Origin of the sequence: Shewanella sp. Pdp11 (genome assembly GCF_002838165.1) — a bacterium.
In the GTDB taxonomy this organism is placed as follows: Bacteria; Pseudomonadota; Gammaproteobacteria; order Enterobacterales; family Shewanellaceae; genus Shewanella; species Shewanella hafniensis.
The window spans coordinates 954,903-970,390 of the sequence record NZ_CP015194.1 but is presented as its reverse complement, the minus strand read 5'-3'; the positions used below and the strand labels follow the sequence as shown (position 1 = coordinate 970,390).

At 46.2% G+C, this 15,488-nt stretch carries 17 protein-coding genes; 7 read left to right on the top strand and 10 right to left on the bottom strand.

Annotated features, from left to right (window positions below):
* Positions 1 to 60: 60 nt before the first annotated feature.
* Complete coding sequence (locus AYJ58_RS04435; protein WP_106649150.1) at positions 61 to 1,554, bottom strand: Na+/H+ antiporter NhaC family protein; 1,494 nt, start codon at positions 1,552 to 1,554, stop codon at positions 61 to 63.
* 179 nt (positions 1,555 to 1,733) lie between these two features.
* Between AYJ58_RS04435 and AYJ58_RS04430 the strand changes: the two genes are divergently transcribed.
* Positions 1,734 to 1,955 carry a cell division protein ZapB gene (locus AYJ58_RS04430; protein WP_006083484.1) on the top strand — a complete coding sequence of 74 codons (222 nt, stop codon included), beginning with the start codon at positions 1,734 to 1,736 and terminating at the stop codon, positions 1,953 to 1,955.
* On the opposite strand, the gene AYJ58_RS04425 is transcribed toward AYJ58_RS04430, so the two are convergent.
* The 7 genes from AYJ58_RS04425 to AYJ58_RS04390 form a co-directional block, all read right to left on the bottom strand.
* The gene (locus AYJ58_RS04425; protein ID WP_106649149.1) at positions 1,952 to 2,164 is read right to left on the bottom strand and encodes a DUF1107 domain-containing protein; all 213 of its coding nucleotides are present in this window, start codon (positions 2,162 to 2,164) and stop codon (positions 1,952 to 1,954) included. The genes AYJ58_RS04430 and AYJ58_RS04425 overlap by 4 nt on opposite strands.
* Before the next feature lie 461 nt (positions 2,165 to 2,625).
* Positions 2,626 to 3,234 (bottom strand): thiol:disulfide interchange protein DsbA/DsbL, encoded by a 609-nt coding sequence (locus tag AYJ58_RS04415; protein ID WP_106649147.1) that lies wholly within the window; start codon positions 3,232 to 3,234, stop codon positions 2,626 to 2,628.
* Positions 3,235 to 3,364: 130 nt separating this feature from the next.
* The gene (locus AYJ58_RS04410) at positions 3,365 to 4,387 is read right to left on the bottom strand and encodes a serine/threonine protein kinase (protein WP_106649146.1); all 1,023 of its coding nucleotides are present in this window, start codon (positions 4,385 to 4,387) and stop codon (positions 3,365 to 3,367) included.
* A gap of 2 nt (positions 4,388 to 4,389) precedes the next feature.
* Positions 4,390 to 4,722, bottom strand: coding sequence for a DUF3630 family protein (locus AYJ58_RS04405; protein WP_198555590.1), 333 nt, complete (start codon positions 4,720 to 4,722; stop codon positions 4,390 to 4,392).
* Positions 4,723 to 4,735: 13 nt separating this feature from the next.
* Positions 4,736 to 6,190, bottom strand: a complete 1,455-nt coding sequence (locus AYJ58_RS04400; protein ID WP_106649145.1) for a protein adenylyltransferase SelO — start codon at positions 6,188 to 6,190, stop codon at positions 4,736 to 4,738.
* Positions 6,191 to 6,199: 9 nt separating this feature from the next.
* Complete coding sequence (locus tag AYJ58_RS04395; protein WP_012090451.1) at positions 6,200 to 6,511, bottom strand: hypothetical protein; 312 nt, start codon at positions 6,509 to 6,511, stop codon at positions 6,200 to 6,202.
* Positions 6,512 to 6,655: 144 nt separating this feature from the next.
* Positions 6,656 to 7,504, bottom strand: coding sequence for a hypothetical protein (locus AYJ58_RS04390; RefSeq protein ID WP_106649144.1), 849 nt, complete (start codon positions 7,502 to 7,504; stop codon positions 6,656 to 6,658).
* A gap of 274 nt (positions 7,505 to 7,778) precedes the next feature.
* On the opposite strand from AYJ58_RS04390, the gene AYJ58_RS04385 reads away from it, so the two are divergent.
* The 4 genes from AYJ58_RS04385 to AYJ58_RS04370 all read left to right on the top strand — a co-directional run bounded on the left by AYJ58_RS04385 (position 7,779) and on the right by AYJ58_RS04370 (position 10,392).
* Positions 7,779 to 8,138: a DsrE/DsrF/TusD sulfur relay family protein gene (locus AYJ58_RS04385; protein WP_106649143.1), complete on the top strand. Its 360-nt coding sequence runs from the start codon at positions 7,779 to 7,781 to the stop codon at positions 8,136 to 8,138.
* Positions 8,139 to 8,284: 146 nt separating this feature from the next.
* Entirely contained in the window at positions 8,285 to 8,683 is a 399-nt protein-coding gene (locus AYJ58_RS04380) for a nitrous oxide-stimulated promoter family protein (protein WP_106649142.1), read from the top strand.
* A gap of 57 nt (positions 8,684 to 8,740) precedes the next feature.
* Positions 8,741 to 9,655 (top strand): hypothetical protein, encoded by a 915-nt coding sequence (locus tag AYJ58_RS04375; RefSeq protein WP_106649141.1) that lies wholly within the window; start codon positions 8,741 to 8,743, stop codon positions 9,653 to 9,655.
* A 152-nt stretch (positions 9,656 to 9,807) separates the two neighbouring features.
* Positions 9,808 to 10,392 (top strand): YSC84-related protein, encoded by a 585-nt coding sequence (locus AYJ58_RS04370; protein ID WP_106649140.1) that lies wholly within the window; start codon positions 9,808 to 9,810, stop codon positions 10,390 to 10,392.
* Between the two features lie 450 nt (positions 10,393 to 10,842).
* Here the strand turns inward: AYJ58_RS04370 and AYJ58_RS04365 are convergent, their stop codons facing one another.
* Both AYJ58_RS04365 and pdxR read right to left on the bottom strand, forming a co-directional pair.
* The gene (locus AYJ58_RS04365; protein ID WP_106649139.1) at positions 10,843 to 11,709 is read right to left on the bottom strand and encodes a PhzF family phenazine biosynthesis protein; all 867 of its coding nucleotides are present in this window, start codon (positions 11,707 to 11,709) and stop codon (positions 10,843 to 10,845) included.
* Between the two features lie 456 nt (positions 11,710 to 12,165).
* Complete coding sequence (gene pdxR / locus AYJ58_RS04360; RefSeq protein WP_071940636.1) at positions 12,166 to 13,542, bottom strand: MocR-like pyridoxine biosynthesis transcription factor PdxR; 1,377 nt, start codon at positions 13,540 to 13,542, stop codon at positions 12,166 to 12,168.
* 161 nt (positions 13,543 to 13,703) lie between these two features.
* On the opposite strand from pdxR, the gene AYJ58_RS04355 reads away from it, so the two are divergent.
* Positions 13,704 to 14,312 (top strand): FMN-dependent NADH-azoreductase, encoded by a 609-nt coding sequence (locus AYJ58_RS04355; protein ID WP_106649138.1) that lies wholly within the window; start codon positions 13,704 to 13,706, stop codon positions 14,310 to 14,312.
* 102 nt (positions 14,313 to 14,414) lie between these two features.
* Positions 14,415 to 15,482 carry a TlpA family protein disulfide reductase gene (locus AYJ58_RS04350; RefSeq protein WP_106649137.1) on the top strand — a complete coding sequence of 356 codons (1,068 nt, stop codon included), beginning with the start codon at positions 14,415 to 14,417 and terminating at the stop codon, positions 15,480 to 15,482.
* Positions 15,483 to 15,488 lie beyond the last annotated feature (6 nt).

Below are 15,488 nucleotides of genomic sequence, written 5' to 3'. Positions count from 1 at the left end.
GTACATTGAAATAAAGGGTTTCACTCAAACCGAATAGGCCATTTTAACGATAAACAGGTGTTATGTCTGCGCCGCTAACTTAGGCCAAGGCGAGTAGAAACGTGCCATCAAGGCAAATAAACCGAGACCACAGCTCACCACGGCCAACCACACTAACGGCGTCGCCACAGCTAAATTCACTAATTGGAATCCTACCAAGGCCGAACACGCCGCGATTAACGCGAAAGGCAACTGAGTCACCACATGGTCATGGGGAGCGCAACCTGAACTGGTCGCACTGAGCACGCTGGTATCTGAGATGGGCGAGCAGTGATCGCCAAAAACTGATCCCGCCATCACAGCGCTCAATACAGGCAATAACAGATGAGGATCTAAATTATGGGCAATCTCAGCGCCAATCGGGATCATAATCGCAAATGTGCCCCAGCTTGAACCCGTCGCAAAAGCCATAATCGCGCAGAGTAAAAACATGCCCGCCACCAGCAAGTGCGGAGAAAGATAAGACTTAGCCCAAGCAGCTAACAATTTCGCCACGCCAAGATCTTGGATCACAGCGCCAATCATCCAAGTACAGAGCAAAATCGCAATGGCGAAAGCAATAATACGCACACCGTGGCTCAAATCCCCCACTAACGCCGTTAAACGTCGCCCAGACAAGCTCAACATAATCAGAGTGACCAAGGTCGCCAATAAACAAGCATCACGCATAGAGGCACCAATATCAGCCTTAGCCAGCCAGAGCGACACATCCCAAGACGAGACCTGCTGAGCCCCCGACCACAAAGTTAATCCCACTGAAGCCAATAACAGCGTCAGCATAGGAATAGCAAGCAGCCAAGGATTTCCCCTAGCCTCGACCGCATTTGAGGATTTGGCCTCTATAGGGGCAACAAAAGAGCGAAACCCCACACCATACCAAGCGACAAGCACGGATAAACCTAAGGTCACTATGGCGTAAAAATTAAACAAAGCCACATCGATAAAGGCTTCCAGCGGTGACTCGGGCAAAAAGCTGATCCCCGCAATCAGAGCCATCACATAGGGGCCCCAGCTGGAGAAAGGCAATAGCGCACACAGAGGTGAAGCGTTGGAATCGACCAAATAGGCGAGCTGCTCATGACGAATACCATAACGCTGGCTCAATGGCTGACAAACATGGCCGACGGCAAGGCAACTGAAAATTCCATCGATAAACACTAACCAACCAAGGAAAACGACGCCCAGACGCGCCTGACGTTCAGTGCGGATACGGCTATAAAGCCAATCACCAAACTGACCCACGGCGCCGCCACGTGCTAATAACTGCGTCATGCTGCCTAGCAGCAACATGGCCAATAGCACATTGAGGTGCCACGCTTGCCAAGCACCTTGGGCATAGAATTGTTTAACGCCGATATCAAGCAAATACCGCCCAGTTTGCAGTGGGTCAAATTGGGCGATCAATAGCGCGCCAGAGACGATGCCGACGCCTAACGCCACCAGTGTACGACGTAAAAACAGGGCTAAGGTTAAGGTCAACAGTAGTGGGAGTATGGCGAGCAGACTAGGCGACATGGACCATTCCGATAAAAAATAAAACCAAGAATACTAACGAGTTAATAACAAATGCAAAAAAACTTAATTTAGAACCCAGTAATAGGATGTTTTTTGACCAAACGACAAGAATCGCTATTCCTTAAGTTCTAGGCACTGCTAGAATCACAGTCCCATCCAGAAACCATAGGACTCTCCAGATGAGCCTTGAATTACTGTCCAAACTGGAAACCAAAATCCAGGCTGCACTCGAAACTATCGAGCTTCTAAAAATGGAGCTTGAAGAAGAGAAGCAAAAAGCGTCTACGCTGAGTGAGCACAATCAACAATTGAATGCGCAAAACCAGCAACTACAAGAAGAACTCACTTCTTGGAACGAAAAAGTGACTGGCCTTGTTGGCTTGTTAAACAGCGAAATCTAAACAGCCTTTGTTTGATGATGCTGCGCTTCGATCAGTTCGTTCAATTCTAAAATAGCCTGCTTCACTTTTGGCAGGCTTTTTCTTGGCAGCAAAAACCGTCCCTTCTCAAATTCCAATCGTCCTAAGTCTTTAACCCAAATAACACCAGTGAGAAAAATACGCGCATGCTTAACGATAAGCTTAGGTGCGTAGACAGGAAAAACTCTCATATGACCACCTACAAGCATTCTTGTTGTTATTGATTACAGTTGTTTGACAGAAGCTTTGCCACTTGAGTTTCATCGTTAGAGTGGTATTTTTCATCTTTTATCGCCAAAAATACTTAATCGTTTGATTTAGTTAAACTATGAATATGTCACCCTGTGAGCAAAAAAGAAGAACGCCATAATAATGTCACTTGCCAATTTTTTGACACTCTGCTAAATTATTAGCGTTACTCAGGGTAAAAATGAGTCCTCTGGCTCAAGTCCGTACTTTCTTTTACAAGAAGTACGGTTTTTTTTACCTATTTTTTGCCTCACTTTTATTCAATAAGTTCAAGCGACTAACCTCAACATCGCCTAGTCCGCGCCGTACCGCAATAAAAAAGGAGCCCTCAGGCTCCTTTCAAACTCATTATATTCAGCATTATCACAAACCCGCATTACAGTGATGTGATAACGCCATAAAACTATTTTTTGGCTAAGTAGAAAGCGATATCTAACAGTTCGTCGTAGGATTTAATCGCGCCAGTCTCAACACGATACTTACCGTTAACGACGAGAGCAGGTACGCCTGTCAGCTTAGCGTTTTCAGTATCACGCTTCATTTTAGCCATTTGCGCCTTCACCATGAAAGATTCTGCCGCCGCATCGAAGGTTTTACCATCGACACCGTTAGCCACGAAAAGGGCACGAATATCGGCAAGGCTAGTAAAGTGTTCTTTTTTCTCATGAATGGCAGAGAATAACGCCGCATCCATTTTTTCATCGACATTTAACTGATGTGCAACAGCAAATGCGCGTGACATTTCAACGCCCATTTCTTTACCAATAAAATCAACGTGTGCTTGGTTAAACGCTACGCCTTCTGGCTTTTCGGCGAGAATTTTTGGCACAACTGTTTTAGAGAAATTAAAGCAGTGTGGGCAATAGAAAGAGAAAAACTCAGTGATCTCTGGCTTAGCGGTTGCTGGGCCATCATTAATCACTGTGTAATGCACACCTTCTTGGTATTCCACAGCCGATACAGCCAGTGGCGCCAGTAACAAAGCCGCGGCCATAAGTAATACTTTTTTCATGAACATTCCTTAAATCATTTTTGATAAATTGGCTGGAGACTAACATATTCCATTTTTTGAGTGTAACTCAAGCGTAAGAGTTCAATCTAATGTCACAAGATACGTCTGTGACATCATATTTTGCTCAATACTAATAAGGCACTAGGCTCAGTGGTGGCTCGCCAAGGGCAAAAAGTTGCTCCTTAAATGCCAAGATCTGCTGTTCCCAATATTTTTCATCCCCAAACCAAGGGAAGTTCATCGGAAAAGCAGGATCGTCCCAGCGACGGCCAATCCACGCGTTGTAGTGCACCATACGCAGCGCCCGAAGCGGTTCAATCAAGGCTAACTGTCTTGTATCAAACTCACAAAATTCTTCATAGGCTTCGAGTAAAATTTCAAGCTGCATCAACTGCTGCGCTCTATCACCCGTTAACATCATCCATAGATCTTGAATCGCCGGTCCCATACGCGCATCGTCTAAATCGACGAATCCGGGACCGTCTGGCGTCCACAAAATATTGCCTGGGTGTAAATCGCCGTGTAAGCGAATGGCCGCAAAATCTTGGCGATCCCAAATCGCATTCGCCTTAGCCAACACTTGCTCAACGACGGTAAAAAACGGTAAGCGTAGGCTGTTAGGCACCAGATTGGATTGCTTTAACCACGCGAGCGGCTCGGCGCCTAAAATCTGCGGATTCAAGGGTTCACGTTCAGTAAATACCGTTTGCGCCGCGTACTGATGTATCCGACCGATGAATCGACCCACTAATTCCAGCTGTTCTAAATTATCGACTTCAAAGGCGCGGCCACCTAATGAAGGAAACAAGGTAAATCGATAACCTTGGTACTTGTGTAAGGTATGACCTTCGATGATCACAGGTACCGCAATTGGGATATCTTCTGCCGCAAGTGCGAGCGCATAATCGTGCTCCTCTTGGATCTGCGCGTCGCTCCAACGGTCGGGACGATAGAACTTCACCACATAGCGCAGCCCTTCATCGCTGCGGAACTGATACACGCGGTTCTCGTAGCTGTTCAGCGCAAGCAAACCCGTTTCCGGGTACACGCCCAGACTTTCGATCGCATCTAAGATCAAATCCGGCGTTAGCGCTTGAAAATGAAACTCAGCGCCGCTAGAGCTCGTGGTCGGTGGCGTCATATTCTGACTCATATTCAGTTCACTCTTAGGTGAGGTTGCAGCAAAGCAGCTAAGTATTCCAGCACCTCAAAATCGGCATCTCGTTCAGTCGAGAGCCAGCAAATGTTGCCGTAAAACTCATAATTGAGCCATAACTGGCTGCCTTCAAATTCTAATAACCATTGATGCCTGTCGGCGCCCCACTGACGCTCGCGCACAGTGCAATCGAGCGCCGCGGCTAAGGGTTCGGCAAAGTCGGCGAAACGATCAAAATCGATATCCGCACTGACCGCTAAACTTAAGGCGCTTCTATCTAAGCTTATGGTATTTAAGCTAATAGCTTTTAAATACGTGCTTGGTAATTTCATGCTTGTTATCCAATCAACTACTACATGACATGATCAAACCTTGGCCCCAGTCCGGTGGACGCTTAGCTAAGTCTTCATGCTCTGCGTGTTCGGCAAAGGGTTGAGTTAAGATTTTTTGCAGCAAATGCAGCGGCGCAAGATTACCCTCTTCCACTGCGATTATCGCCTCTTGGGCTAAATAGTTACGCAAAATATATTTGGGATTCACACTATTGCGCTCAGTTTGCCACGCAGGGATATCAGCCACCGCGCCCAATCGCTGTTGATAGGCTTGATACCAAGCATCAAACTGGCTGACATCGATAAAGTCATCCCGCAGCGCACTGTGTTTGCTGGTCGGATCTAACTTACCTAATTGACGCCAAGTCTGAGTGTAATCAAGCTGATTTTTCTCCATCAGCACAGTAAATCGACCTATGAGGTCGAGATCCTGCTTGTCCTGCTCTACCGACGAAACATCAACTGCTGATAGACCTAGTTTTGCCCGCATCAAACGCAAATAAGGCTGCACTAGCGCCTCTTGGTATTGATTAAGAATGGCAATTAAGTCATCGGATGGGATCACAGGTGTGAGCGCCTGCGCTAAGCGTTGCAAGTTCCACAAACCGACACCCGGCTGCTGGCCAAAGGCATAACGACCTTCGGGATCCGAATGATTGCAGATAAAGTCTTCTTGGAACGTATCGAGGAACGCAAAGGGGCCGAAGTCAAAACTGTCACCCAGAATCGACATATTGTCTGTGTTCATCACGCCATGGGCAAAACCGACCGCCTGCCAGTGGGCAATCATCTTGGCGGTATCTTGCACTACCTGTAAAAACCACGCTTTATAGCCTGCGGCATCACAACTCAAATGGGGATAATGCTGAGTAATAGTGAAGTTGAGTAATTGGATCAGTTTATCGGCGCGGCCGCGCTCACTGTGGCAGAAAAACTCGAAATGACCGAAACGAATATGGCTGCGGGCTAAACGCACGGTAATAGCGGCGGTTTCTTGGCTCTCACGCCATACAGGTAGATCAGAGCCAATCACGGCCAAGGCGCGGGTCGTCGGCACATGTAAATGATGCAACGCCTCAGAGACTAAAAACTCACGCACGGCAGAGCGCATCACAGCGCGGCCATCACCATGGCGCGAATAAGGCGTCGGACCACCGCCCTTTAGGGCGACATCCCATACGCCATTTGGGCCAATCGCTTCACCTAAAATAATCGAGCGTCCATCCCCTAAGCGCGGCGTATAACCACCAAATTGGTGGCCGCTATAGACTTGAGCATAGTAAGTCGCGCCATCGACGGCGGCATTGCCAGACAAGCCCAATAACAGCTCATCTGTGGGTTGGCTCAAGCCAATCAATTGCGCAGCGTCATCACTCCATGCTAGCCACTCGGGCTTAGTTATCCCTTGCGGGTACACCTGCGAGTAAAACTCAGGTAACTGTGTAAAAAAATCCTGTTTAAACTTCATCTTGTCCACCTATTGGCTCATGGTCTTGCAAACCAGCACCGACTTATCGTCGAACTCACATAGGTGCCCACATTGATACACCCCAAGGCCAAAGCCACTCACACCAGAGCTGCTTAGACGCTGCATGCCGTGGGCCTTGCTCTGGCATTGCGCTAGGGTGTCGTAGTAGCCATTAATATCCTCGGCCTGCAAAGGCGTCACCGGTATGGCACTCACATCGGGATAATAAAATAGGGTCCATTCTGGGGTTTTAGTACAGCCACTGAGTAGCAATAATCCAAGCCCGAATAAGACATTCGGTAAGGCATAGCTTAGTTTCATTTTTCCCCTATCAAGCCCATAAAAAAAGCGAACCTTAGTTCGCCTTTTGCGCATTCAGTTAGCAGGGATTCTACACTGCTTAGACGAGGGAAATAACCGCTTTTCGTTTAAGGATTTACCCGCTAAGCGCTCCCAGCCAAAGTGTTAAGCCGTGGCGGCTTTAGCCTGTGCTTTCTCAATTCGATTTATCCGGCCCTCAAAGCCAGTGACAGTGCCATCGCTCAGCCCAAGCGCTAATGCTTTACGACAAATGACAATAGCGGCATCGAAGGCTTGAGTATCATTCAGCAAGGTGGCTAAATGCAAGAAACCGGAAGATTTGAGCTCAGTATCTTTGCCTTGCTCGGCGCTAGCCGCTTGGAACAGTGCGACATATTCTTCAGCTAACTGAGCGCCATAGTTGAGATAATCCGCCGATTTACGCTGCTTGTAGCACTCTGCAACCATATTTTGCAGCGCGGTATAGCGAGCACTGGCTGATGTCGCCCCTTGATACTCTTCAAAGGCCCGAACTAAGGTTACATTCGCCCAAGCCCCTGGGGCACCGACCTCTGAACGCTTGCTCGATGCTGGCTCTGCTTCCGTCTTAACATCACCTTCGGTGTCAGCTTGTTCATCTGTTGGCGTGGTGCCTAAAATGATCACCGCCTCTTCATTATGAGCCGCAGGAATATCGACTTCGATAATATCTGTGTCTAGCGCCACCGAAATGTTCGCTGGCTCATTCGTCTCACGGGGCATTAATTCGGCTTCCACTTCGATGACGGGCTCAACTTCCACCACACGAGCGTCCTCTGCCGGCTCAACTGGTTCAGGCTCAACAGGCTCGGGCTCAGCAGCGGAGGAAATTGGTAATTCTTCGGTAGGAACAACAGGTTTTACCGTGGTCGATTTAGGTTTCATCGCCTCTTGTTCTTCTTTCGCTAATCGCTGCGCGCGAAGGAATAAAAACACCCCGACAGCAATCAGTATAAATACGACTAAGATCTTCATTCTTGTTCACCTTTGATGGCCGCTTCTCATCAGAAGCCGTGTCAATGGGTTTGCCAACGTCCATTAGGACAGTGTCCATGGCAACCGAGTCTAGCTAAAAATTGAGCAGAGATTAACCGCTATTAAAGTCCATTGTGTCGGTGCAAATCAAGTATTTATGCCTTTTTATACGATCTTGCGCTCAAATAGTTATAGTCAATTGCGCTAGACTGACGCAACCGTATTGCCTTATCACCCCCATCGCCCAGTTTACGACAAATATAAGGAAAACCTGATGCAAAGTATTCTTATCGTGGCCCACGCCAGCCCTTACGGGACAGAAAAGCTATTTAACAGCTTACGCATCGCATTAGCACTGAAGGATCAGGACGAGCAAGTGGTCGATCTCAAACTCTTCCTCATGTCAGATGCCGTGTTTGGCGCACTCAAAAATCAAACCACACCCGACTTAAGCTACAACCTACAACAGATGTTTGAAATTCTCTCGGCGCAGCAAGTGCCAATCCTGCTTTGTAAGACCTGTGCTCAAGCGCGAGGCGTTACCGCGAAAATGATCATCGAAGGCGCGCACATAGGTACGCTGCAAGATTTAACCCGCTGGACATTAGCTGCCGACAAAGTGATGCATATCTAAGGTTGACTTGTAAGTGCGACATTGAGGATGAAGGATTATTTAAAGCCCTATTTTGTGCGCACCTTCATAAATTGGCGCTTTCGTTTTGTCAGCGCCAATTTCACTGCCTATGATGGGATATCCGAGTAACAAGCTAAGGTATTCCAATGGGCACAGCCACACTACTTACGGGCAAACTCCTGTACGAACACCAGACCATTGCCGCAATGGTGGCGATTTATTGCAAAGCGAAACACCAAGGCCAAGATTCAACAGGTCTATGTGCAGATTGCATCGAGCTATTGGATTATGCCGCAACGCGCCTAGATCGCTGCCCCTACGGACAAAGTAAACCCACCTGCAATAAATGCCCTGTACATTGCTACAAACCAGCGCAGAAACAAATCGTCAAAGAGATCATGAGCTTCTCCGGTCCTAGGATGCTGTTACCGCATCCCATTCGTGCAATCAAACACTTACTCGCAGAACGCGTTCCCGTTCCAAGCGTTGTGCCAGAAGCAGCTTCAAATCGGCATCGGCGCATAGCCAACCAGCAGAAAAACTAACGGCGATACTTTTACCGAGCCGATTTCCCTGATATAACAGGGCTCGAGGTATCGCATATGAACGATTTTAATACTTTTTTCGCTCAAGCTTACTGGTGGTTGTCGTTATTTGGAGGCGTACATTGCCTCGCGTTAGCTATTTATATTCGCTACTTTTATCACCCCGACACTAACCAAAAACTCCTCGCCGCTTTCTTAAGTCTCATCGCCCTATACTTCTTAACGGGTTTGTTGAATCGCGATAACAGTCCAATTCCGATCCATATTCTATTCAACCTGATAAACCCCATCTATTTTTTGCTTATGCCTTTGCTCTATCTCTATTGCAAACGCAGTTTAGTTCCGACCCATAAACCGCTAGGATTTTCAAAACATTACTGGCCATCGGCTTTTACCTTAGTTTTCGCCATTCTAGATATCGGCCTAAGATTGACCGCTTATCCCAATGGAGAATGGCAGCCTTTAGCCCAAATGCTGAAGGAAATTAGCATTAGCCAATGGGGCGCCATACTGCCCGCACTGCTATCAGTACAAACCTGTTGTTACTTTGTCGCGTTGTGGGTACTGTTTCGTCGGCATAAACGCAATCAAACTGATGTCACACTCACCCAAGAGGCGCTCGGTACCATTAGATTTCGTTGGCTGATAGGTTTGACCTTGGCCATGTTGTTGAACTGGTTGATCCGCGTATTTGTGGTGATTTTACCCTTCTATCTAGGTGATAACTTGTCATTGCTATCCCATGCGTTACCTAGACTCACCTTACTGCTGAGCATGTATATGTTGGCCGTATACGGCCTGAAACAAATCACCCGCTCAGCCTATCTAAAAGGTCGCATGGCGAAACCCCAATCACAACCACGCCCAATCGCGATTGAAAATGTGCTCACTCCTGAGGAGTATGAATTCTTGCATCAAATTCAGCAGGACGACGCAGAAAATCCCCAAGCTTCTTCAGCACCTAAGAACTAATTAGCGAAACCATACTCCAATCATCACCACCAATATCACTCCAAGCATTAAGCCGAACACTGAACCTAAGCTGACACATATGTCACTTTTGGCTGTCATTTGTGTCGATAAAGGCTAGTCTGGAGCAACCGAAGACTTGAAGAGGCGTTACCATGAAATCATTTTTAACTGCCATTGCGGCATCGACATGCCTTATCGTGAGCCTATTTGCAGCGCCCACTGCACATGCGGATGAAAGCTATGATCAGGCGGTAGTCAATTTCCAAAAAGCGAAAGAAACCAGTAAGTTTTTCGACACAGCCTATGGCTATGCGTTATTCCCGACTGTGGGTAAAGGCGGCATAGGCATTGGCGCTGCCTATGGCAAGGGCCGAGTCTATCAAGGCGGTGTTTATATGGGTGATTCGAGCCTGACTCAATTATCCATCGGTTTTCAATTAGGTGGACAAGCCTACAGCGAGATCATCTTCTTTAAAGATGCTAAAGCCTATGAAGCCTTCACAAGCGGCAGTTTCGAGTTTGATGCCCAAGCCTCGGCGGTTGCCATCAACATGGGTGCAAGTGCTCAAGCGGGAACCACGGGCAACTCAGCAGGCGCAGGTCAATCGGGTGGTAATCGCTCAGCAAGCGGCTCTTACATTAACGGTATGGCGGTATTTACCGCAGCGAAAGGCGGCTTGATGTTTGAAGCAGCACTTGCGGGTCAAGCCTTTAGCTTCGAACCTAAAGCTAACTAATACGAGCCATTAAACGATTAAATCAAACGGCGAGCCTCAGTGCTCGCCGTTTTGTTAAATTTAATATCACGTTCTGATTCAACATTTCTCGTTTAAACCTACTTGTCGCAGAACCCTAACCATGACATAGCAGTGCCAATAGGAACAATTACTTAGCTAAATCATATAACCCTACATTGACATAAAATGTACCCATAGCCTGACAAATAGGAGTAACCGAAAATAACTCAAGTGGGAAAGTGTGATGTTACAACGAATGTGATTTAAACCTTTGCAAACTTACAATTGGACAAAAGCGAGTGAGGTATCTGCTAGAGATAAATGACAGGTTTCAACTAGTTAGATTCAAAGACACAATTAGAGGCTAAACAATCATTAGATAAGCTATGGTTAACGCCAAATGAACGAGCTGAAGAATAGGCCACCGTTTTTAGTCATATTAATACTTGCTTAGACGGAGATTTCCAGCAGCCCAACCTCATGCGCAAATCCACCAACCATAACTTTGAGAATATCCTGCTCCTTCGACGTAACTGACGCCGTAATTATTGAAATACAGTCCATTGCCCTACCCTGCTCGAAAGTAAAACGACTCGTATGTTCACCGCCAAGGTGCTTGGTTAGATAACATGCTAATGCTCCACTAGTACTCCCCGTAGCGGACTCTTCTGGAATACCAAACAAAGGAGCAAAATTCCGACAACTCGCTGTCAAACCGCTGTTTTCATCACATAATTCAAAAGCATGAATACCAATAACATCATGTTTTTTACAGAAGTCACTGAGCAAACTTTCATTCACTTGGATTCTATCTAGATATCCACATGGCACTGGAACAATAATATCAGGCAAGCCTGTTGAAATAACCTCAATAGGTAACTGTGTTGACTCTAGTACTGCCAGATCAATGCCAATTAACTCTGATATTGCCTCGTAACTAAACATCCCAAGGTATTCAGGTAACTTCAGCTCCATCACTATATTGCCATTAGACTCTATAGTTACGGTAAGTAAACCCGCTTTAGTCCTTTGCACATATTGCCCTTCAGCTACCATCCCTTTTTGATGCATTGTTGAAAATGCCGCTAATGTTGCGTGACCACAGAAATCAACTTCACCCGTTATGGTAAAAAAAGACAACTCAAAGTCGACTTCGTCATCTTGAGAAACAAAGGCAGTTTCTGAATAACCAACGGCTTGTGCTATTGCTAATTTTGCTTCGTTAGACAGATTATCGGCGTTCAACACTACGCCTGCAGGGTTTCCTCCGCTTCCATTGGCAGTAAAGGCATTAACCAAATAAGCTTCAACTTTCATCAATTTCTCCGTATACCGTCTTAGTATTTATGCGTTGCGCTGATAGCAGGGTATAAATCGCGTGTTGACTCAATCTCGACTATGGCCGTTGCCACGTCCATGCTAACTGATGTTAATGATGCTATAGAAACTTGCTTTTGGGGGATAGCTGCTTCATGCAGCTTTGAGTGTAATTATTTGATATCGTTCTGCTTTTTTATTCACTCTGGCTCGCCTAGAGTGATTCACGGGCACGATTTAACGCATTAATGTCAATGGTTTCTACTTCGAAACAAAACTGGTAGCCTTTGTTTTTGTAAGCAATGTCTTTGCTATAGAGCCTGTTTAATGCAGAACAAATGCTCCATTGCGACTATGTGACTCATAGTTTTCAACTAAGCTCCACTTTCGCAACTACTTCAGTTCATTTCTCCATAATAAAATCAAGCCATTTCTATAACTCTCTCTCACGTACAATTAGCATTGCCCTAAAATATCTTTGAAGCGAGAAACTAAGGTTCGACATTCTTCTTCAGTACTAATATTGGTGAAACTTAAAATTAAGCTTGGGTGAACGGGTCTTGATGACCATTGCGATAACCCTTGAGCAAATAACCCTGCCTTCATCATCTTGTTGGCCAGCTCTGCATCATCAATATTGGGGTCGGTCAATTTTACCATCATATACATTCCACCCGGTTGTGGTTCAATCGATACCTTATCGCCTAACACTTGTTTAAAGACTCTGGCGGTTAATTCTCTGCGCTCTCTATATAGATTTTTCATCCGTTGAATATGCCGGGAAAGATGGCCTTCCTGCATAAAAGCCAACACGCAAGCTTGGGTAAGCCCCGAAACATTGCCGGCATACAGTTCAGAGCATTGCTCGAACGCTGACACTTTGCTTTTGGGCACCACTATATAAGCCATTCGCAAACTGGGGAAAAGCACCTTACTGAAGGTGCCTGAATAAATAACCCTATCAAAGTTGTCCAAACTTTTTAACGCCGGTAGCGGCTGACCTGTATGGCGATACTCACCGTCATAATCATCTTCAATAATCCAACTTTGGTTAGTCTCTGCCCAACTGAGTAATTCCTGTCGACGTTGGAGCGATAAGGACACGCAAGTTGGACTCTGGTGAGCTGGGGTCACAATCACCGCGTCCGCTTGGGTGTTGGGCGGTAAATTTATGCCTTCTTTATCGACAACGATTGGCACAATATTAAGATTCTGATTCGCTAAGATTTTCCGAGTCAGTGGGTAACCGGGATCTTCTACGGCGACATTGGCTTGTGGCGTTAGCAGCACATGGGCTATCCAGTTAATGGAATGGACATATCCAGAGGTGATAAACACTTGGGTGGGCTCGCATTTTACCCCTCGGGAAAGCTGTAAATACTGCGCTATGGCTATCCTGAGTTGCGGGCTACCATAAACAGAAGGATAAATCAGATCATCCATCTGGATGTTACGGGCGCATCTTGCCGCCATTCTTGACCAAGCTTGCCTTGGAAAGGCATCTAACGCTGGAATACCTAGCTGAAAGGGAAGTACGACAGAAGTTTCTATTTCAGTGTGGAAACCGGGCTGGCGAGTGTTTAGCTGAATGGTTTGGACCTTAGCTAGCTCGAAAAAATGTCGACTGACCACAGTACCAGCTTGGCCTTTAGACTCAATGTAGCCTTCGGCTTTTAAGATGGCATAACCTTCCTCTACCGTTCCGCGTGCGACACCCATTTCCTTGGCAAGGGTACGAGCAGAGGGTAGCCGCTCACCGGACTTGAGTATCCCTTGCAAAATCGCAGTATGAATGCGTTGATAGACTTGCTTATAGGCCAAGACTTTAGTCATTCCTCTGCTCCTAGAACTCAGTAGTAAGCGACACACACCTGCGAACATGGTCCACTAAAAAAATAACTTTATGGCTCTTATTATGAGCCATGGGTATTTGTATCATATCGGCGTATTGGGGAAAACTGAAACATGATAATGCTTATCTGTAGAGAGAAAATATGAAGATTTTAGTGATTAACTGCAGTCCGCAACAGCTAGCGTCCTCGACCTATAGTGTGGCGCAAGCCATGATTGACCAACTCACTGATTTACATGAACTCAATATCGATATGCTCGATGCCACAGGACTGCCACACATCGACAGTGATTATGCTAACTCACTCTGCGCAGCTGACAGTACTCATGATCTTAACAAGGGCAGCTTAGCCATTTCGGATCGATTAATCCGCTCACTTGAGAGGGCTGACCTGGTGATCATAGCTTCTCCTATGCATAACTACTCCGTACCTTCCTGTCTTAAAAGTTGGCTAGACCACGTGGTTCGAGCCGGCAAGACCTTCAATATTACCGCCACCGGAAAGCAAGCATTATTGGCCGATAAGCCGGTTTATGTTTTAGTCTCGTTGGGCGGGGTGTTTTCTGGTGAAGCCGCCTACCAACCCGATTTCTTTACCCCCTATATCAAAGCGATCTTGGCCACCATTGGTCTCAATAGTGTCTTATTTTTCACGATTGAAGGCACAGCAAATCACACTGACTTAGTACAACAAAAAATCGCAGATGTTCAACGTCGAGTATGTGAGCATTTAGCGACCGCCTTAACTTAATCAACTGTCTCTACGGCCATTTAATTCATGACCTTTTGGCCCTGGGACACTCAGGCTAATAGGTATCTTACGCTTTCAGTAAAAAATGATAGGAAAATTATTATGACAACCGGCTTTAATACCTTGTTAAAAACACCATTGATCGCATTGTTATGTTTATTTACCTTGGCTCAAGTGGCCCATGGCGCAGACGACGATTATTCGGCCGAGGGTGAACGAAGAGCTAAAGCAGCTGGGGAGTCCTTGGTTGGCACACCAGCCCCTCAAATGAAGATGACAACCATTGATGGTAAGGCGATTGATCTTGCTGATTTGTATGGTAAGAAGCCGGTTTATATTAAGTTCTGGGCAACCTGGTGTGTCCCGTGCCGTGAACAAATGCCGAGCTTTGAAGATATCTATAAAAAGTACGGTGACAAGGTTCAAGTCATTGCGGTGAACACAGGTATCAGCGATAACATAAAATCTGTCACCGAGTTTAGTAAAAAAATGGGCTTGACCATGCCCATTACTATTGATGATGGCAAGCTAGCACGTGCGTTCCACTTACGTGTTACCCCTCAACATTTATTGATTGATAAAAATGGTAAATTTGCTTATTTCGGTCATAAGGATGATAAAGAGTTCCATCAGGCTTTGGATAGAGTAGTCGCTGAAAAAGCGACAGGTAAACCTTTACATAATCCGACCTTTGTAGCGAAAGATTCAGGTTATAACTTGGGCGATACAGTGCCTGATCTCGCTTTTTCTACCATTGACGAAAAGCCGCTTAATATTCAATTTAATACCGCCAGCAGTAAAAAAGTGGTCGCGGTGTTCTTTGGCCCTTGGTGTGAGTGGTATTTGGAAACAACAGAGCCTAAGACGTCACAGGCCTGTACTCGGGTGCGTGAGCTGTTGGAGAAAAAATCGCAAGCATCCACAGTGCAATGGGTAACGGTTTCGACCAACTTATGGTCATCAGTTGCTGAGCTTAAGGATTATCGTAAGAGTTATGACACGACTATGCCAATCGTGTTTGATCGCGATGGTGAGTTGTTCAAGCAATTTGGTGTTAACCAAGTACCAAGCATTAGTTTAATCGACGCTGACGGTAAGGTTATCCTAAAGTCCTCGATTCAAGATGATGATTTTGATGCCGTTTTACACACGATTTCAGCATTAAAATAACCCCTT